This is a genomic window from Colwellia sp. BRX9-1 (assembly GCF_014077195.1).
Lineage (GTDB): Bacteria > Pseudomonadota > Gammaproteobacteria > Enterobacterales > Alteromonadaceae > Colwellia_A.
This window is the reverse complement of record NZ_JACGVM010000002.1, coordinates 366,266-385,888: the sequence shown is the minus strand read 5'-3', so window position 1 is coordinate 385,888 and position 19,623 is coordinate 366,266. Positions and strand designations below refer to the sequence as shown.

General features: G+C 37.5%; 15 protein-coding genes and 1 other RNA gene. 11 read left to right on the top strand and 5 right to left on the bottom strand.

Annotated features, from left to right (window positions below; translation table 11 throughout):
• Positions 1-20 precede the first annotated feature (20 nt).
• The 4 genes from murI to zapA form a co-directional block, all read right to left on the bottom strand.
• Positions 21-869, bottom strand: coding sequence for a glutamate racemase (murI, locus tag H4J76_RS04220; protein WP_220465961.1), 849 nt, complete (start codon positions 867-869; stop codon positions 21-23).
• A 103-nt stretch (positions 870-972) separates the two neighbouring features.
• Positions 973-1,674: an ABC transporter substrate-binding protein gene (locus H4J76_RS04215; protein ID WP_182213943.1), complete on the bottom strand. Its 702-nt coding sequence runs from the start codon at positions 1,672-1,674 to the stop codon at positions 973-975.
• Positions 1,675-1,890: 216 nt separating this feature from the next.
• A non-coding RNA gene (gene ssrS / locus H4J76_RS04210) (6S RNA) lies at positions 1,891-2,072 on the bottom strand.
• 92 nt (positions 2,073-2,164) lie between these two features.
• Entirely contained in the window at positions 2,165-2,473 is a 309-nt protein-coding gene (zapA, locus tag H4J76_RS04205; protein ID WP_182213941.1) for a cell division protein ZapA, read from the bottom strand.
• A 185-nt stretch (positions 2,474-2,658) separates the two neighbouring features.
• On the opposite strand from zapA, the gene H4J76_RS04200 reads away from it, so the two are divergent.
• The 10 genes from H4J76_RS04200 to H4J76_RS04155 all read left to right on the top strand — a co-directional run bounded on the left by H4J76_RS04200 (position 2,659) and on the right by H4J76_RS04155 (position 17,027).
• Entirely contained in the window at positions 2,659-3,228 is a 570-nt protein-coding gene (locus H4J76_RS04200; RefSeq protein ID WP_070374244.1) for a UPF0149 family protein, read from the top strand.
• A gap of 14 nt (positions 3,229-3,242) precedes the next feature.
• The gene (pepP, locus tag H4J76_RS04195; RefSeq protein WP_182213939.1) at positions 3,243-4,610 is read left to right on the top strand and encodes a Xaa-Pro aminopeptidase; all 1,368 of its coding nucleotides are present in this window, start codon (positions 3,243-3,245) and stop codon (positions 4,608-4,610) included.
• Between the two features lie 189 nt (positions 4,611-4,799).
• Complete coding sequence (gene ubiH / locus H4J76_RS04190; RefSeq protein ID WP_182213937.1) at positions 4,800-6,023, top strand: 2-octaprenyl-6-methoxyphenyl hydroxylase; 1,224 nt, start codon at positions 4,800-4,802, stop codon at positions 6,021-6,023.
• Positions 6,024-6,095: 72 nt separating this feature from the next.
• Entirely contained in the window at positions 6,096-7,364 is a 1,269-nt protein-coding gene (locus H4J76_RS04185) for a UbiH/UbiF/VisC/COQ6 family ubiquinone biosynthesis hydroxylase (protein ID WP_182213935.1), read from the top strand.
• Positions 7,365-7,840: 476 nt separating this feature from the next.
• Positions 7,841-8,929 carry a glycine cleavage system aminomethyltransferase GcvT gene (gene gcvT, locus H4J76_RS04180; RefSeq protein ID WP_182213933.1) on the top strand — a complete coding sequence of 363 codons (1,089 nt, stop codon included), beginning with the start codon at positions 7,841-7,843 and terminating at the stop codon, positions 8,927-8,929.
• Positions 8,930-9,113: 184 nt separating this feature from the next.
• Positions 9,114-9,503, top strand: coding sequence for a glycine cleavage system protein GcvH (gcvH, locus tag H4J76_RS04175; protein ID WP_070374238.1), 390 nt, complete (start codon positions 9,114-9,116; stop codon positions 9,501-9,503).
• 243 nt (positions 9,504-9,746) lie between these two features.
• A complete protein-coding gene (gene gcvP, locus H4J76_RS04170; RefSeq protein ID WP_182213931.1) occupies positions 9,747-12,638 on the top strand; it encodes an aminomethyl-transferring glycine dehydrogenase in 2,892 nt (963 codons plus the stop codon).
• Positions 12,639-12,927: 289 nt separating this feature from the next.
• On the top strand, positions 12,928-13,557 hold the full coding sequence (locus H4J76_RS04165; protein WP_182213929.1) for a heme-binding protein: 630 nt from the start codon (positions 12,928-12,930) through the stop codon (positions 13,555-13,557).
• Positions 13,558-13,895: 338 nt separating this feature from the next.
• Positions 13,896-14,879, top strand: a complete 984-nt coding sequence (locus tag H4J76_RS04160; protein WP_182213927.1) for a transposase — start codon at positions 13,896-13,898, stop codon at positions 14,877-14,879.
• Positions 14,880-15,269: 390 nt separating this feature from the next.
• Positions 15,270-17,027: an ATP-binding protein gene (locus tag H4J76_RS04155; RefSeq protein WP_404842526.1), complete on the top strand. Its 1,758-nt coding sequence runs from the start codon at positions 15,270-15,272 to the stop codon at positions 17,025-17,027.
• Between the two features lie 241 nt (positions 17,028-17,268).
• On the opposite strand, the gene H4J76_RS04150 is transcribed toward H4J76_RS04155, so the two are convergent.
• Complete coding sequence (locus H4J76_RS04150) at positions 17,269-18,114, bottom strand: LytTR family DNA-binding domain-containing protein (RefSeq protein WP_182230156.1); 846 nt, start codon at positions 18,112-18,114, stop codon at positions 17,269-17,271.
• Positions 18,115-18,260: 146 nt separating this feature from the next.
• Between H4J76_RS04150 and H4J76_RS04145 the strand changes: the two genes are divergently transcribed.
• Positions 18,261-19,541 carry an acyltransferase family protein gene (locus tag H4J76_RS04145; RefSeq protein WP_182213923.1) on the top strand — a complete coding sequence of 427 codons (1,281 nt, stop codon included), beginning with the start codon at positions 18,261-18,263 and terminating at the stop codon, positions 19,539-19,541.
• The last annotated feature ends 82 nt before the right edge of the window (positions 19,542-19,623 follow it).

Here is a 19,623-nt window from a genome sequence, read left to right as displayed (position 1 = left end):
AATAATTATTAATTGTTCATTTATAGAGCAGGAAATTGCTGAAGGGTAACATTCTGACCAAAAAGTACTGACATCAATTTGGCTTGTTGCTTAGATACCTTAGAGCTAAAAAAGTGTTGTTGTGAAATAGATAGAGTACTTGCCAATAATCCTTGGTTTGCCAGTTGCCGAGTAAGTTGATCCGTTACGGGCTGAGCGGTTTCCATGATGGTAATTTTATCACCAACAATTCTTTGTATAAGCGAACGAACAAAGGGGTAATGTGTACAACCTAAGACTAAGGTATCTATATTACTTTGCACAAGAGGTTGCAAAAAAGTATGCAGTATTTCAAGGCACTGTTCACTTTCATGAAGGCCTTGCTCGATAAGCTCTACTAAGCCAGGGCATGGCTGAATATAAATTTCAGCGCCATTTTTATGCTTATTCACTAAAGATAGAAAACGAGTATTTATTGCGGTTGCCCCTGTTACTAACAAGGCTACCTTCTTTGTTTTACTGTGCAACGCAGCGGGTTTTATCGCTGGTTCAACGCCAATAATTGGAATTGAAACCCTTAAACGCAGTTGATCGATAGCGCTAACTGTTGCGGTATTACAGGCAACAACAATGGCTTTTACCTGTTGGCGAATCAACCAGTCAGCAATTTTATTTACCCGTTCAATAATTTCTGCTGACGACTTATCGCCATAAGGTGCAAATTGACTATCAGCCACATAAATAAGATTTTCATTGGGTAAATGTTGATGGATACACTTAGCAATCGACAAACCACCAATGCCAGAGTCAAAAATACCGATCGCTGGTGTGTCAGCATAAACTTGCCCTTGTGGTTTTTTTGATTTGTTGGCTAGATGATTTTGGGTCATGTTGTCTATGGTTATTAACTAACTGATAAAATTCGTCTTTGTTATATTGATTTTTTAGATAAAAGTAAAGCGCACTAGCCATTATTTACTAAGTATGTAGCGTTTACTGCACTTGCCACTTATTTCTCAGTTTGTCTAAAGTGCCATTTTTCTCTATTATTTTATAAGCGTTGGTATATTTAGTGACAATCTTTTTATCGCTATTTAGACTAAAAGCAAAATATAAGTCATGATTAACGACTGAGAGAGGTATAATTTTTTTTAGTCTACTTACCTCTAAATTTAATTTACTCGCTCGCGCCACTAAGGTGCTCTTTGTTCCCGTTATAAAATCAACTCTATTAAGGTAGAGCATCTGTAAGCTTTGCTCTGGTGAAACGACAGTATAAATAAAGGGGTAGTCTTGTTGCTGAAAATATTGAGCGGTACTTGACGAATTAGTGACCGCCAATTTATATTTTTTAAGTTGCTCTATATCAGTGACGGGTGTTTTAAATTTTTCTTGTAAACACCAAGCATAAATATCTTCTCTCATTAATTTACCGCCCCAAATAAATAGATTTTCTCGAACTTTGGTGCGAGATAGTGAAAAGATAAGAGTATTGGGTTGGTTAAGTGCGGTTTTATAAGCTCGAGCCCAAGGGAATACTTGTAAATCAATTTCATCACCGGTAATTTTGAATATTTCCTGCATGACTTCTACGGAGAATCCACTTAGCGCAGTATTCTCTTGATAGAATTGGTAGGGCGGTAATATCTCAGTAACAACAAGTTGCTTAGCGATACTTGATGAAGTATTCAGCATTAGCAACAGCATTACACAAAGGTATTTTATAGGCATATAAACAAGTAAGCTAATTAATAACAATAAGTGTATTAAGTATATAGTAAGTTAGCCTTTTATTCTTTATTTCAGCTGTAACATTATAAATAATATTTGATAAATAAGATGTTGTTAGGTGCTGCGCGGAGGTATCAGGTCTAAGCCTAATATGTTTAAACCTGCGATGGTTTTAAAAAGGATGCTTCCAAGGTGCCGCAGTCCACTTTAGTCCTGAACACCGGGTGTTCAGGGCGGAGGTATCATTTCAACCGTAGGCTTCCCGATACGAGCCGGGCTTGCACAATAGTTAATAATCAACTTCCTTAGTTAAAACTTATCGGCTCAGGGACATAGTTAACATACAAACACCCCAGAAGACGAAATTAGTATAGCTAATTTTTCAAAGCGATTTAAGTGTTTTTTTGTAACTTAAGTTTGTTTGTTTTTTTAGTGAACAGAGGTTGCTGAAAAATCAGGCTTTCTTGAGGTATTCGGAAATTACAGCTTGTTTGATAGTCGCTTGTAGTAAATCAATTTTACTTTGCATCGCAGCACGTTCATCGATAATTTCTTTACGAGCAGCTAATAAATCATTAGATAAGTTAAGTGCAGTCATTACTAGTGATTGTTCAGGTGTCTTTATAGAACAAGTTTTACTGTCTGTTAGCAAACGTTGGTTTAACTCTTCCGCGGCTAATAATAAAGACGACTCTTGCCCGCTAGGACATGAAATCTTCAGTCTTCTATTAGCAACTTCAATGGTAACCGAGTGTTGACTCATAACAGGCTTATTCTCACAAAAACATCTTAATTAATAGTAATATATACATATCTGAGCACTATAGCGATGAGCAGTACACTATGCAAGCGTTCTCTAGGGTTTTCTCCTTTTAATCTCTAGCATCATAAAAGCGTGAATGTTACGATACCTTGCATTAACTCACGCATTTTATTGATGATTAAAACATGTCCAACGAAACCTCTTTAGACTTTGCCTCAGTGCAAGCAATTCTTACAACAGAAAGTATTACCGTCCATGGCGCTGAATTACATGGGGTATTAACTGGCTTAGTTTGTGCCGGTTTTACCTTTGAAAGTGAGGACTATATCGTGATGATTAATGACTTGTTTAACAACGGCGAAGGTTTACCTCGTGCCGTTAAGTCGTTGGTGAAATCAATGTTTGCAAAAGTTTGGCATGACATTATTGATGACTCTTATGGTTTTCAATTAACGTTACCCGATGATGACGATAGTATAGTTGAACGTGGCCATGCCTTAAGTGTTTGGGTACAAGGCTTCAATTTAGGATTCGGCCTACAACAAAAAAACAAAGCGGTATTATCAGAAGACGTTAAAGAAGTCCTTATTGATTTTGCTGAAATCTCTAATTTGTCTGACGAAATGGAAGAAGACGAAGATACCGAGCAAGCCTATTTTGAAATAGCTGAATATGTCAGAATTTCTGCTTTATTGTGTTTTACCGAGCTAGGCTCACCGCCAGAAAGTAAAAGCGCAGAAGATACTGTCCACTAAAAAAAGATCAAGTCATGAATACATCAACTTTAGTTAAAAATACTTTATTACCTTTGGCAGAATTCATCCAACGTCGTGCTCAATTTTTTGCTTCGATGCCAGAAAATTCTATTGCGATATTTTCCGCTGCACAAGAAGTCACGCGTAGTAACGATACCGAATATGCTTTTTGCCAAGATAAAAGTTTTTATTATCTAACGGGATATAACGAACCTGATGCTGTTTTAGTGCTGATTAAATCTGCTGATAAGGGAGAAGAAAATCAACAAAGTATTTTATTTAATCTTGAGAAAAATGCCCTTCAAGAAGTCTGGCACGGTAGGCGAGTAGGACAAACGTTAGCGGTAGAGCATTATGGTGTAGATGAATGTTTTCCACTAACCGAAATAGATCAATACCTCCCTGATTATATTGCGGATAAAAGTCACTTGTTGTTTTGCCAAGGAAAAAGTACCCGCTTAGATAGCCAAATATATGCATGGTTGTCAGCGGTTAAAGCGCAAAGCCGCCTTGGCGTAAAAGCACCGACACTATTGGTTGATTGTCGAAATATTATTGAAGAAATGCGTTTAATCAAAAGTGCCGGCGAACTCGATATTATGCGTCAAGTAAATATTATTAGCGGTGCGGCTCATGCCAGAGCGATGAAACAGTCAGCGATTGGTAAATTTGAATACCAATTAGAAGCGGAAATATTGCATGAATTTGCCAGTAATGGTGCAAGGCACCCCGCTTATGGCAGTATCGTTGCCTGTGGTGATAATGGCAATATTTTACATTACACTAACAATGATGACGTACTGAAAAATAATGAATTGGTGTTGATTGACGCCGGTGGTGAACTTAGCGGCTATGCGGCTGACATTACTCGCACCTTTCCTGCAAATGGCAAGTTCACATTAGCACAACGAGAAGTCTATCAACTCGTGCTAGATGCACAGAACTTAGCGATTGATGCAATAAAGCCACACGCAACCTTTGCCGAGCTTAATGTTTTAGTGAATAACTTCCTAACTTCAGGTTTACATCGTTTAGGTATATTGTCTGGGAATTTAGCTCTGTTAATCGAGGATAAAGCCTGTAAAAAGTATTTTATTCATGGTTTAGGGCACTGGTTGGGTTTAGATGTTCATGACGTTGGTGATTATCAGTCAAATGATAAACGCGAGCAATGTCGAGCGTTTGAACAAGGTATGGTGATGACCATAGAGCCGGGCATTTATATTCCACTTGATGATTATAGTGTTGATAAAAAGTGGCGCGGTATAGCAATAAGAATTGAAGATAATATAGCAGTAACTGATCAAGGTCATGAAAACTTAACGGTAAATGCGCCAAAATCAATTGCTGAAATTGAACAACTAATGACTGCGAATAATTAACTGACTTTTTTATCGTCAATTCACATTGCCATATGAACTTGTCATCATAGATTTACGTATTTACATTCAGGCAGCAATCATTAATCAATGTTTTATTTCACAGTTCAATGATGAATTGGCAATGAACTTAGCATTTCACTTTAACGCTTTATCTTAAGCGACTGTATTAAATAGCTAAAAAAAGTAACTATGAAAAAAGAATTCGATATCGTAATTTCTGGTGGTGGTTTATCTGGTGCATTAATGGCACTGAGTTTGATCGACTGCAAAAAACAACAGGGTCAGCCACTGTCTATTGCCATTGTTGAAGCTAATCCGGTATTAGAAGATCCAAGATTAACTTTTGACGATCGTGTGTTAGCGCTTTCACATGGCACAGCAACCTATTTAGAACGTTTAGGCGTTTGGCAACAATTAAAGCACCTAGCCGAGCCCATTAAAAATATTCATATCTCTGATCGAGGCTTCTACGGTAAAGCTCGACTTTATGCTGAGCATCATCAAGTTAATGCACTCGGCTTTGTTGTTGAAATGTCATTGCTTGGGCAAGCATTATTAAGCAGTTTAAAAGAGAAAAACAAAATAACAGGTAATATCACTTGGTTCACTCCCGATAAAATAACCGATATTACTTGGCAAAAAGAGCAGGTTGAACTGACGCTTAATTCAACAGCAAAGCTTAGCGCGAAATTACTATTAGCCTGTGATGGTGTTCATTCAGCCTGTCGAAAATTTGCTAACATTGCTGTTCAAGAGTCTCACTACGATCAATCGGCACTTATTACCAATGTAAGTACGGCGATTCCCCACAACAATTTGGCTTTTGAACGCTTTACTGATACTGGTCCTATTGCGATGTTACCGCTGTCAAAACAGGGGAGCGCAACAAGTGATAGTCGTTGTTCTTTGGTATGGACATTACCGCCTGAACAAGCAGATAAAATGCTAGCACTTAGCGATAAACAATTCCAAGATGAACTTGAAAATGCTTTTGGTAGTTGGCTTGGCGCAATAACCCAAGTGGGTAAGCGCGATGTATATTCGCTTAAATTATTAATGGCAGATGAACAGGTTTTTCATCGGATGGCACTTATTGGTAATGCTTCTCACACTATTCATCCTATTGCCGGACAAGGTTTTAATTTGGGTGTAAGAGATGTTAAGCAAATGGTGGAGCTGATCAAAGTAGCCTTAAATAACAATCAAGACATTGGACAATTTTCTCTGTTAAGTCATTATGCCTCGCAACGAAAGTTAGATCATCAGCAAGTCATTGGTTTAACCGATTCGTTAGTGACACTTTTTTCAAATAAATTGCCCCCTTTAGTTATAGGTCGTAATGTTGGTTTGAAAGTTATGAATTATTTATCACCTTTAAAAAGTCGCCTCGTTAGAAAAACGATGGGTTATTAAGGGTGAAACCAAGGTAACTAAAAACACCCAGTTAACCTAACGTAAAGCCATTTTAAAATTAAGAAGAATAACATGCAAAAATTTGATGTATTAATTGTTGGCGGCGGCATGGTGGGCTTGACCTTAGCTTTAGCGCTACGTCAGCAAACACAGTTAACCGTTGCTATTGTTGACACTTCTCCTCCGGATGAATTATCAGAACAGCCTGATGTTCGAGTTAGTGCGCTTAATGTCGCCAGTAAACAAATTTTTGATAATCTTGATGTTTGGCCATTAATTCAACAAAAACGTATTCAAGCTTATACTGATATGCATGTTTGGGATAAAGCTGGCTTTGGCAAGTTACTTTTTTCTTGTGACGATTTAGCCGATACCTCAGCCAATGAACAGCTAGGTTGGATCGTTGAAAATAGCGTTATACGTCAGAGCCTTTGGCAAAAAGCAAAAGCAGATCAAGGTATAATTTTTTATACTGAGAATACCTTAAGTAATATAAGTATTGGTGAAAGTGAGGCTTTTGTTAGTTTTACATCAACTAACGGCAACCCTATGCCAATAACCGCTAAATTAGTGGTTGGTGCTGATGGCGCAAATTCTTGGGTTAGACGTCAAATGGCGTTCCCTTTAACTTTTCGTGATTATGATCATCACGCTATTGTTGCTACGGTAAAATGTTCACAAGGACACCAAAATACCGCATGGCAAGTTTTTCTAGAAACTGGCCCTCTAGCGCTACTACCACTTAACGACGCTCTTGGAACGCAAGACTTATGCTCGATTGTTTGGTCTACATCCCCCGAAGATGCAATTCGTTTAAATGGCTTAACCCCAGCAGAGTTTTCAAAAGCGTTAACGGCAGCAAGTGATGGAAAATTAGGGAATATTGAACTACAGAGTAAACGTTTTACTCATCCGCTAACTATGCGTATCGCCCAAAGCTTTGTTCAAGAGCGTATTGCTTTGGTTGGTGACGCTGCTCATACCATTCATCCATTAGCAGGCCAGGGCGTTAATTTAGGTTTACTTGACGCGGTATCATTGGCGCAAATTATTAATGACAAGATAACCCAACAAAAATCCCCTAATGATGCTTGGTTAACCACTCGTTTGTTAAATGAATATTCGCGTTGGCGTAAAGCCGAAGCAACCGAAATGGTTGCAGCAATGGAGTCAATTAAACAAGTGTTTACGCCTCAACAAGGCGCTATAAAATTGTTGAGAGGTCTAGGTTTGTCTTTAATTAATAACTTAAAGCCCGTTAAGCAAGTCTTAATTAAACAAGCATTGGGTTTGAAAAGTGATTTACCTAAACTTGCAAAACTCAAAGACAAGTTATTTTAAAATTAACGTTGCTTTGAGCATTTAAGCAAACGCTTTTGACATGACAGTAAGAGCTTGTAATAACGTTTGCTCTGTTTTATAAAACTTATCTAATGATTGTCTTTTAAGTGTATGGTTAATCGATGAAAAATAATTTTATAAACGTCCTAATATTCCTCCTTCCTTTTGATATTATTAGCTTTTAAATTAATAAGTTTTCCTGAAAAAAAATGTCAGTAAAAAACACAAAATAAAAACCCAAGATTCTATTTTTTAACGAAGTAAAACTGATTATAATTTTCAAAACACGAGGTTTTGAAAATTAAATTTGGATTAAAATATTTATCTGGTTTAAAATTTGTATTATTGACTGTTTTCTTTGTTTTTAGTTGAATAGGTTGCTTTGCGCGGCTATAATCTGGCCAATTATTTTGTAAATATACTACCTTTAAGCTTGGCTTAATGGTGAATTCAACAATTAAAGTGGAATACATACGATGACTAATAAAACCGTATTACATGCTAAGCATATTGAAGCTGGCGCAAAACTAGTTGATTTTCACGGCTGGGAAATGCCAATTAACTACGGCTCGCAAATAGAAGAGCATAATGCTGTTCGAACTGATGCCGGCATGTTTGATGTTTCACACATGACCATTGTTGATATTAAAGGTGTTGATGCCAAAGCATATTTACGCCGTTTAGTGATCAACGATGTTGCAAAATTAACCGTTGAAGGTAAAGCCCTTTATACCGGTATGCTCAATCACGAAGGTGGTGTTATTGATGATTTGATCATTTATTTCTTCACTGAAACTTATTATCGTTTGGTTGTTAATTCAGCAACGCGCGTAAAAGATTTAGCGTGGATGAATGAACAATCGGCTGGTTTCGACATTACAATTACCGAACGTCCTGAATTTGGCATGATTGCCGTGCAAGGTCCTCAAGCTAAAGCTAAAGTAGCTTCACTATTAACACCAGAGCAAACTCAAGCTGTTGAAGGTATGAAGCCATTCTTTGGTGTTCAAGCCGGCGATTTATTCATTGCCACCACGGGTTATACCGGTGAAGATGGTTATGAAATAGTGGTTCCAGAAGACCAAGCAGCAGATTTATGGCAAAAACTACTCGACGCAGGTGTTGCACCTTGTGGTTTAGGCGCTCGTGATACCTTGCGCTTAGAAGCAGGCATGAATCTTTATGGTTTAGATATGGACGAAACTGTTTCGCCATTAGCGGCTAACATGGCATGGACCATTAGCTGGGAACCAACAGATCGTAACTTTATTGGCCGTGAAGTATTAACTGCCCAAAAAGCGGCTGGCGACCAACCTAAACTTGTTGGTTTAGTCTTTGAAGAAAAAGGCGTATTACGCACTGGCTTAAAAGTGATTACGCCATTTGGTGAAGGTATTATTACCTCAGGTACATTCTCGCCAACATTAGGTCATAGTATTGCTATGGCTCGTGTTCCTCGCAGCGTAAGCTTAGGCGACACTGTTGAAGTAGAAATGCGTAAAAAATTAGTTAACGTTAAAGTGATCAAAGCTGGCTTTGTTCGCAATGGCAAAAAAGTTTTTTAATTAATTTTTAATCATAAAGATTTGTTATAAAAGCAAGTAGAATGACAAGATTGGTCGAGGGTAAATCTATTTACGCTTGTCCAATATAGAAGAATAATTAAGCTATAGTATTTAATTGTTAGCCAATAGCGACAATTGAAATTGAGTTTACGATAAACAATAATTAACCTCAGGAAAATAAAAAATGAGCAACATTCCTTCAGAACTAAAATATGCAACATCACACGAATGGGTACGTCAAGAAGGTAACGGCGTAGTTACAGTTGGTATCACTGAACATGCACAAGACTTATTAGGTGACATGGTATTTGTTGAGTTACCTGATGTTGATGACGAAATCAGTACGGGTGACGACGTTGCAGTTGCAGAATCTGTAAAAGCAGCTTCAGACATCTACGCACCCGTTTCAGGTAAAGTTATTGAAGTAAATGAAGACTTAGAAGATTCTCCTGAATTAGTTAACTCAGACGCTTTTGGCGCTGGTTGGTTATTCAAGGTTCAGTTAGCTGATGAAGCAGAGTTAGATGCTTTATTAGATGCTGAAGGTTACGCGAACTCTATTGACGAAGACTAATTTCGGGCACATTTAGCTTTTATGCTGCGTTGCTTTTGATACTCGTCTAATCTCACTTGCTTAATAGCCTTTAGCTAAAGGCTTATTAAGCTTATAAGACTGATAATTTTAGCGCCTTACCAAAAAGCTAGCTGTTTACGAAATCTGTTATTAAGCCTCCAACTGCTTGTTTGGGGCTTTATTTTAGTTACGCCGTAACTAAAGACCCAGTAAATTAATTACCCACTTAAGAGAAGCTGTTTTATGACTACTCAATCAAAATCACTTGCTTATTTAGAGCAAACTCAAGACTTTATTCGTCGTCACATTGGCCCTAATGCCGAACAAACTCAAGCGATGTTAAAAGACATTGGCGCAGAGTCGGTTGACGCACTTATCAATGAAATCGTACCAAGTGATATTCGTTTATCAGCATTGCCTGCGATTGAAGAAAGTAAAACAGAAGCGCAAGCCTTAAGTGATTTAAAAGCCGTTGCAAGCTTGAACAAAGTAAACGACACCTACATTGGTTTAGGTTACTACGGCACATTAACACCGAACGTAATTTTGCGTAACGTGTTAGAAAATCCAGGCTGGTACACGGCTTACACGCCTTACCAACCAGAAATTGCTCAAGGTCGTTTAGAATCATTATTAAACTACCAGCAAATGTGTATCGACCTTACTGGTCTTGAACTAGCTTCTGCTTCATTATTAGATGAAGGAACTGCGGCTGCTGAAGCCATGGCATTAGCAAAACGTGTTTCTAAAAACAAAAAATCAAACTTGTTCTTTATCTCAAGTGATGTTTATCCACAAACTATCGACGTTGTTAAACAGCGTGCAGAAATGTTTGATTTTGACGTTATCGTTGCTCCTGCTCACGAAGCCGCTGACCATGATGTTTTTGGTGCTTTGCTACAGTATCCAAGTGCATCGGGTGAAATTACAGATATTAGTGAGTTAATTGAAAAAATTCACGCAAACAAAGGTATTGTTGCGGTTGCCGCCGATATCATGAGTTTAGTGATGTTAAAAGCACCGGGTGAATTAGGTGCCGATGCCGTTATTGGTTCAAGCCAACGTTTTGGTGTTCCAATGGGCTACGGCGGACCACACGCTGCATTTTTTACTACCTCTGAGAAATACAAACGTTCATTGCCTGGTCGTATTATTGGTGTTTCTAAAGATACCCGTGGTAACGCTGCATTGCGTATGGCAATGCAAACTCGCGAACAACATATTCGCCGAGAAAAAGCTAACTCAAACATTTGTACTGCCCAAGTACTCTTAGCTAACATGGCGGCGTTTTACGCGGTCTATCATGGTCCAAAGGGCTTGAAAATCATTGCTAATCGTATTCATCGTTTCGCAGATATTTTATGCTTAGGTACAGCCACAAAAGGCTTAACAGCTATTCATGCTAACTACTTTGATACCTTAACGTTCAATTTAGATAATAAAGAAGAAATCGTTGCACGCGCACTAGCTGCAGGTGTTAACTTCCGCACTGATGTTGCGGGTCAAATTAGTATTTCTCTAGATGAAACAACGACTCGTACTGATATTGCTGGTTTATTCGATATATTATTAGGCGCAGGCCATGGTTTAGACGTTAGCGACCTTGACGACAAAATAGTCAGTAGCGGTCATTCTTCAATTCCTGCAGCATTAGTACGTGAATCTGAAATATTGACTCACCCGGTATTCAATTCATACCACAGCGAAACAGAAATGCTTCGTTATATCAAAAGATTAGAAAACAAAGATTTAGCATTGAACCATTCAATGATTTCTTTGGGTTCTTGTACGATGAAGTTAAATGCAACAGCACAAATGATCCCAGTATCATGGCCTGAATTCGCTAACATGCACCCATTTGCACCCATTGACCAAGCTCAAGGTTATAAGCAAATGATTGACGAGTTAGGCGATTGGTTAGTTGAACTAACGGGTTACGACAACATTTCAATGCAACCTAACTCTGGTGCTCAAGGCGAGTATGCGGGTTTAATCGCGATTGTTAAATATCATGAAAGTCGTGGCGATGCACATCGTAATATTTGTTTAATTCCATCTTCTGCCCACGGTACAAACCCTGCGTCTGCGCAAATGGTTGGTATGAAAGTTGTTGTTGTTGCTTGTGATAAAGAAGGTAACGTTGACATGAACGACCTGCGTACTAAAGCAAGCGAAATGGCCGACAATCTTGCCTGTATTATGATCACATACCCGTCAACGCACGGAGTATATGAAACAACAGTAGCAGAAATTTGTAACATCGTTCACGAACATGGCGGTCAAGTTTATCTTGACGGTGCAAACATGAACGCACAAGTAGGCGTAACGTCGCCAGGCTATATTGGCGCTGACGTTTCTCACCTAAACTTGCATAAAACGTTTGCTATTCCACACGGTGGTGGCGGCCCAGGTATGGGACCTATCGGCGTTAAAGCACACCTTGCACCATTCTTGCCTGATCATGCATTAATTAACATTGATGAAAGTACTAAAGGTAATGGAGCCGTTGCAGCAGCACCATTTGGTAGTGCGGGTATTTTATGTATCTCTTACCTTTACTGTGCAATGCTAGGTAAGCAGGGCGTAACAGATGCGACTAAATATGCTATTACTAATGCCAATTATTTAGCTAAAAAGTTAAGCCAACATTACCCACTTTTATACGCAGGAAAAAATGGTCGTGTTGCTCATGAATGTATTATCGATTTACGTCCACTTAAAGCCACATCAGGTATTAGTGAAGTTGATATAGCAAAACGCTTAATTGATTATGGTTTCCATGCACCTACGATGTCGTTCCCAGTAGCGGGTACTTTCATGATTGAACCTACAGAATCTGAGTCAAAAGTTGAACTTGACCGTTTTGTTGAAGCGATGGTTTCTATTCGCGACGAAGTACGTAAAGTTGAATCGGGTGAATGGTCAAGTGACGACAATCCATTACATAATGCTCCTCATACGTTAGCGGATATTACAGATACTTGGGAACGTGGTTATTCTATTAAAGAAGCGGTATTCCCAGTTCCTGCTGCAGCCAAAAATAAATTTTGGCCAACAGTTAATCGCATCGATGATGTCTACGGAGACCGTAACTTAATTTGTTCATGTCCTCCAATTGAAAGTTATCAAGACTAGTTTTTTGCTGTCATCTGTTAATTAAGTTTGTGAAAGTTTAATTAAGTTTGAAAAATTAATTAAGTTTGTGAAATTTAAAAAGGCGAATCAGAAATGATTCGCCTTTTTATTTATTACGGTTAGAAAAGTGAGCCGATATCGGCTTTCTTGTAATTCAGCACTAGTCAACCGCAACCAACAGGTTTTATTGAAGATAAAATTGAACTAATTTCCCAGTTTTACGTATTTAGTCTTAATAAAAAATGAAAACAGTGATAAACACTGTTTTATAAGACCTCAAGGAAACTCTATGAAATTACTTTTCGCACTTCTTGTTCCACTGATTTTGGCCGGTTGCTCCGTGTTTGGAGAAAGTGGAGTTGAAAACGCGCCTTATACACTATTGAAATCTGATCAGGTACAGAAAATTGAAGTGCGTAACTATGAATCGATAGTGCTAGTGTCCTCCGACATGTCAGCCGACGGAATGAACGGTGCTTTCAGGAATCTGTTCAGATACATTACTGGTGAGAATGAAGGCGCCACAGAAATAGCCATGACAGCACCTGTACTGATGGATGAATCAGAGGCATTATCTAAGGGGACCAAAATCACTATGACCGCTCCGGTGTTTATGAAAGAGCGATCAGAACAACAAGTAATGTCATTTGTAATGCCTGCCGACTTTACGATACAAAGCACCCCTAAGCCAACCAATCCAGACGTCTGGATAACAGAAGTAAAGGATTACAAAGTCGTGGTGATAAAGTTCAGCGGGCTACTCAGTGATAGTAATGTTGAAACACAAACCCAAATCCTTAATAACTGGATTGCGAAAAACGGCTATACCGCAGTTAGCGAGCCTATTAACGCAGCCTACAATGGTCCTTTCACTATCCCATGGCTTCGCCACAACGAAGTGTTAATTGAAGTGAAATAGCCCAAAATGCATTACTATTGGTTGCTGTAAATGCCAGTTAGGGTATCTGTTTTTCCTCTGACTGGCTTGCTGTTGTGCAAGACGAAACATTTAAATGTTTGCTTTTTCGAATAGCGTTCACTGACAAAATAGTCACAAAATCTCTTAATAGACCCCCATAATAACTTATGCAGTTTTTGTTCGAGACGCTTATTCCTTCCTAATAGGCCACCCATAATAACTTATGCAGGTTTCGTTCGAGACGCTTCTTCCTTCTTAATAGGCCACCCATAATAACTTATGCAGGTTTCGTTCAATAAACTAGACTTAAGTTACCTTTATTCAGTCGGGTGATTGTTATGCCTAAGCCTCGTTCACAACAAATTAGTTTATTGGATACACCTTATTATCACATTTGCAGTCGAACGGTACGCAAGGCTTTTTTGTGTGGCGTAGATAAGGAGACGGGTGTCAGTTTTGAGCATCGACGCAGATGGATTGAAAAGCGATTATTTACATTATCTGAGGTATTTTCGATAGATATCTGTGCTTATGGTGTCATGCATAATCATTTACATATTGTCTTGCATGTCGATAGTGAGCTAATAGAGCGCTGGTCAACCGATGAGGTATTGCAACGTTGGCATCAATTATTCAAAGGGACCTTATTAACTCAAAAATATTCGAACAAACAACCGCTTGATAAGTTTCAATTAGCGACGGTTGAAAGTACGGCTGAGATATATAAGCAGCGTTTAATTGATATCAGTTGGTTTATGCGCTCATTGAACGAGCCGATAGCCCGACAAGCTAACCGAGAAGACCAATGTACCGGACACTTTTGGGAAGGGCGCTTTAAATCACAAGCACTGCTTGATGAAGGGGCGTTACTGTCGTGTATGGCATATGTTGATTTAAACCCTATACGAGCAGGTATTTCAGTTACCCCAGAGCATTCTGACTTCACCAGTATTCAACGACGCATTAAAGCGGCTATAACCGGTGAGCAACCGACCTGTTTATTACCTTTTATGGGTAATGAACCCCATCAAGAATCAACTGGCGCGGGTATTTATTTTAGCTTACAAGATTACTTAACTCTGGTTGATGAAACAGGACGCCTCCTGCGTGATAAACGTGGCGCCATCGACACGACCACGGTAAATATTCTCGCGAGGTTACACATCAATGATGAAAGTTGGCTAAAACTTACGACGGATTTTGAAACTATCTTCACAGGTGCTGTCGGTACTGCTGAGCATTTATGTGAATTTAGTGAGCATGTTGGTTTGCAGCGAACACATGGTATAGCGAATGCTCAGGCTTGCTTGAATAGCGCATAACGCTCTTTATGAATAAGACGTAACCTTACTACTATTTTAGAGTGGTGGGTTTAACTCAGCTATCATTTGATGTTTGAAGAAAGTAGTTGCGATAAAGGACTATAGAAACTCGCTTTACCTTATCAATAGGTATTGTTATAAGCTAAAAAGACAAGAAATGGCTTATCATTATTATTTGAGGTTATTATGGGTGGCATAGTAATTTGTATCAATAGGTATTGTTATAAGCTAAAAAGACAAGAAATGGCTTATCATCATTATTTATTGTTATTATGGGTGGCATAGTAATTTAAACATTACTTCAAATTTTGCTTAAATGGCTATACACAAATACAATTAAGTTAATATTGTTCACATATATAAAAGATTCTTTATTAAGGCCGTCAATTAATGTTAAACACACCGAGCATGGAAATTAATAGTCATCTGGCTAATCGATTACTATTAGTGTTTATAATATTTTCTACTCCGGCCTTAATTAGCTCTCTTCTTAGAATTTCTAATATTGGTTTCCAGCCCATAATGGGCATTCAAATTAGTATGTACTTTATTTCAGCAGCTATATTTTTTTTTCGTAAGCAAGTCTTCTACAAATTTAAAGCTTATTTCATTACTAGTTGTTTTCTATTATTAGCAATTGGCGGCATGATTCAATTTGGCTTATTTGGTGCGGGGATATTACTGATGATTATGTACACTGCTTTATGCAGTCTACTTTTTGATCGTATTTCGGCATTAATTAGTATTGCCGTTGGATTTATCATTATTACGTCTATTGGTATTGCTTATATTACCGGCCATCTTACTTATATAGTCAATGCTGATGAGTATCACACTTCTGTTAATGCATGGTTACTCATGTTGGGTACCACTATTTTTGTCGCGACAAATTTATATATTGTGCTGACATTCATGTCTTCTCAGTATCAACAATCATTAACTGAGTTAGATAAACAAGTTAAATTAAGAACAAAGGCTTACGAAGCTGAAAAAATTAAAGCAGAAGAAGCTAGTGAAATAAAATCGCAGTTTCTAGCTAATATGTCTCATGAAATAAGAACCCCTATGAATGGTGTTTTGGGGGTGATGCAGTTATTGCGTTTAGAACATCCCAACGAAAAACAAAACACCCTGATCGACACCGCCATTTTTTCAGCCAAAAATTTATTAAGAATTTTGAATGATATTTTAGATTTTTCAAAAATCGAAGCAAATAAATTAGATATTGAAAATATCGAATTTGAACTACAGCCTATTCTAGATTCAATCTACTCAAACGTAGAGTTAGATATAGATATGAAAGGTATATCGCTCAATTTCATCAATAAAACCAGTAAAAATACGTTGTGGACAGGTGACCCTACTCGTTTTTATCAGGTATTACTTAATCTTGTAACCAATGCAACTAAGTTTACTGATACTGGCGCCATTAATGTTTATATTACTCAAAAGAGCATCAATGGAGTGTCATACCTAACTTCAGAAGTGGTTGATACAGGTATAGGTATGAGCACAGAAGAAATCAACAATCTTTTCCAAAACTTTAGCCAAGCAGATGCATCGATCACTAGGAAGTTTGGTGGAACTGGGCTAGGTCTATCAATTGCAAAACGCTTAGCAACATTAATGGAGGGTAACTTAACGGTCACCAGTAAAAAAGGGGAAGGGTCAACATTCATTTTTACAATTAAATCTAAATCTAGATCTATTATCTCACCTTTAGTGGCAGCTAAAAATCCAAAAATTATCAGTAACGACTTAGCACCAGACTGGTCAAATAAAAGAATATTAATTGCAGAAGATAATAGAATTAATCAAAAAATTATTTGTGCCATGTTAAAGCCGACTCATGCATTATTACACTGTGTAAATAATGGTAGAGAAGCCGTAGACTTAGCCTTTAATTTTTCCCCTGATATCGTGTTGATGGATATTCAAATGCCAGAGATGGATGGCGTTACAGCAAGTAATGAACTCAGGAATAAGCAATTTAATAAGCCCATAATTGCATTCACCGCAAACGTAATGAAAGGTGATGTAGAACACTACCTAGCAAACGGAATGAATGACTTTATCCCTAAGCCTGTAGATATGAATCTATTATATCGAACCATTTCAAAGTTCTTACAAAGTGACCAAAGGAGTTAATCTAGATACAAGTAGGTACTAGAAAAAATAACGCATTAAGTTATTTTACGCACAGCGTGAGCCTTTAGGTCGTTGACCTCATATTAGACAATATGATTGAAATAGATAAATTGATTAACTCCGATTAGTTTTACTCCACAAAATAAACATTATACCTATTTAAGTGTGCAAAGAACTTGGCCATTATTATGGGTGGCATAGTTAAATTCAATTATTATCATGGGTGGCATAGTTAATCCCACTACCCAGCGAGCCGAGTATTTACCTCATCACGATAACTCCGTGATAACTTCAGTTGACGCCCATTATTTAGCGTTAATAAAAAATCACCTGTTTCTAACGCAATAATTTCTTTAACTAAGTCCAGATTTACCATTGTAGAACGATGAATTCTTACAAATTGATGTGGATCTAACCTTTTTTCCAAATCAGCCATTGTCGTTCTAATTGGATAACAACTCTCACCAATATGCAAATTCATATAGTTGCCTGATGCTTCGACCCAAGCAATATCGCTCACCCTAATAATAAATTCTTTACCTATTTTTTTTACAATTAATCTTTCTACATAAATTGAGCCTTGTGGACCTTCACCAACCTCTATTTCTCTTGCTTCATTACGTAGTCGGCTGATAATGAATCTATAGATATAAAATGTAGCTAAGATTGAAATATAGCTGCCTAAATCCTTGCGATATTCATAAATCAGTTCTACAGACCAGTTTCCAAAATCATAATTGCTTTGACTGAAATAATAATAAAAGTGTCGTAAAGCTATCATTAGATAAACATGTAATACAGAGAAGGCTATAGAAAGCGGAAGGTGTAATAAAAGACTTTGTTTAATTTTACTAATATTAATTGGATGTTTTTTGTCTATATAAAACAGTATAGGAATCAAAATAAATATTGAAATTTGGCTAGAAAACTCCCAAACAAATGGCTGCCATCGCTCAATAGACAACCCTCGGCGCTTATAATCGTCAAGCACTGAGAAGCTATTGACCAGTGCTGTAATCGTACCAATAAGTAACCAATATGATACTTCAAGCTGTTTTTGATACTTTTCATATAACGGGTGTAGCAAATTAAAAATTCCTTAAAAGTGATGCGTAAAATCTTATCACATCAGCTTGCCTCTTATCACAAAAACAGTAGATTCAATCACTTAGGTGTTGATGAGTTTACTGTGAATTGATTAAATAGTCTTCTTGAAATCGCAAAGGCTGACTTATGAACATAAATTTAGAGAGCAATAATAACCGACGATTCGATATAGATCACCTTAGAGTTTTTGCGTTTGGACTATTAATTTTATATCACACATGCATGCTTTATGTTGCTGGGTGGGAGTGGCATATCAAAAGTAATTACCAAAGCAATTTTTTGGCAAACCTTATGCTAATGGTTCAACCATGGCGTATGGCATTAATATGGATGATTTCAGGTATTGCATCTTGTTTTCTCCTGCAAAAACTATCCATAGGTAATTTCTTAACAAGTAGAACCATACGCTTATTACTACCTTTAACCTTTGGTATTCTATTTATAGTACCGCCACAACTGTATTTTGAAATGAAATTTAATGGCGATATGGAATTAACTTTCTGGCAATTTTGGCAAATCTTTTTCGATTTAGACAACCCCATTTTTGATAAATATAAATCGGGAATATTGCCACATATCGATGTTAATCATTTATGGTATTTAAGAGAGTTATGGGCTTTTACTTTGGTGCTGATAGTTCTTCAACCCTTACTGTATTTACCTGTAATATCAAAAGCGGTTAAAAAGTATAGCGATGCAGTTGGCCAGTACAGTGTGTTAATTGTCCCTTTGCTTATACTGTTTGCACTTGACTATTTTGTTTTTAAACAACTCGAAGGTGATAGATTACGCCAGGCCACAGGCTTTACCTTCTTTATTACGGGTTTCTTAATTGCAAATCAGAAAGGCTGGTGGTTAGCAATGCAGAAAGTAAGAAAGCTAGCATTAGGGCTTGCTGCTATTAGTTATGTGCTTCTTATTTATCGCTATCAAACTATTTATTTGGATGAAAGTGTTGCTATAAATAGCCAAATGGAAATTATTTTTAGTTTAGCGTCAGCTGCGAATAAGTGGTTGTGGTTAGTGAGTATATTTGGCTATGCCTATACTTACCTAAATAAAGAAAACAAGGTAATTCAATACCTTAATCCTGCAGTATATCCTGTATATATTCTACATCAAACGTTGATTATCTGTATTGGTTCATTACTCAGTCCATTCGAGCTTGGCGGAGCTTTAGAAGCAGTGCTGGTTTTGGTGGGAACATTATCTATATGTGTTATTAGTTATGAAGTTATTCGTCGGGTACCATTGTTAAAGCCATTTTTTGGCTTAACTATTTCAAGGAAAGATATGCCATCGGTGAGCCGTGTGTTTTTTAAAGCTAAAGTCTATCGAAGTGTGGGCATCTTGATTGTTTTACCTATAGCTATTCCCATATTTGGTTGGTTCTTTTATCTTTATTAACGATTAATCTGTATTTACATTCTCGTCATGGAGGTGAGAGCTAATATCTACTAATGACACTATCGCTCATATATCTATAGTA

What these genes read in the sequence shown, in the direction of transcription:
- murI (WP_220465961.1), bottom strand. Translation starts at nt 869, where the DNA reads ATGACCCAAAATCATCTAGCCAACAAATCAAAAAAACCACAAGGGCAA.
- H4J76_RS04215 (WP_182213943.1), bottom strand. Translation starts at nt 1,674, where the DNA reads ATGCTGAATACTTCATCAAGTATCGCTAAGCAACTTGTTGTTACTGAG.
- zapA (WP_182213941.1), bottom strand. Translation starts at nt 2,473, where the DNA reads ATGAGTCAACACTCGGTTACCATTGAAGTTGCTAATAGAAGACTGAAG.
- H4J76_RS04200 (WP_070374244.1), top strand. Translation starts at nt 2,659, where the DNA reads ATGTCCAACGAAACCTCTTTAGACTTTGCCTCAGTGCAAGCAATTCTT.
- pepP (WP_182213939.1), top strand. Translation starts at nt 3,243, where the DNA reads ATGAATACATCAACTTTAGTTAAAAATACTTTATTACCTTTGGCAGAA.
- ubiH (WP_182213937.1), top strand. Translation starts at nt 4,800, where the DNA reads ATGAAAAAAGAATTCGATATCGTAATTTCTGGTGGTGGTTTATCTGGT.
- H4J76_RS04185 (WP_182213935.1), top strand. Translation starts at nt 6,096, where the DNA reads ATGCAAAAATTTGATGTATTAATTGTTGGCGGCGGCATGGTGGGCTTG.
- gcvT (WP_182213933.1), top strand. Translation starts at nt 7,841, where the DNA reads ATGACTAATAAAACCGTATTACATGCTAAGCATATTGAAGCTGGCGCA.
- gcvH (WP_070374238.1), top strand. Translation starts at nt 9,114, where the DNA reads ATGAGCAACATTCCTTCAGAACTAAAATATGCAACATCACACGAATGG.
- gcvP (WP_182213931.1), top strand. Translation starts at nt 9,747, where the DNA reads ATGACTACTCAATCAAAATCACTTGCTTATTTAGAGCAAACTCAAGAC.
- H4J76_RS04165 (WP_182213929.1), top strand. Translation starts at nt 12,928, where the DNA reads ATGAAATTACTTTTCGCACTTCTTGTTCCACTGATTTTGGCCGGTTGC.
- H4J76_RS04160 (WP_182213927.1), top strand. Translation starts at nt 13,896, where the DNA reads ATGCCTAAGCCTCGTTCACAACAAATTAGTTTATTGGATACACCTTAT.
- H4J76_RS04155 (WP_404842526.1), top strand. Translation starts at nt 15,270, where the DNA reads ATGTTAAACACACCGAGCATGGAAATTAATAGTCATCTGGCTAATCGA.
- H4J76_RS04145 (WP_182213923.1), top strand. Translation starts at nt 18,261, where the DNA reads ATGAACATAAATTTAGAGAGCAATAATAACCGACGATTCGATATAGAT.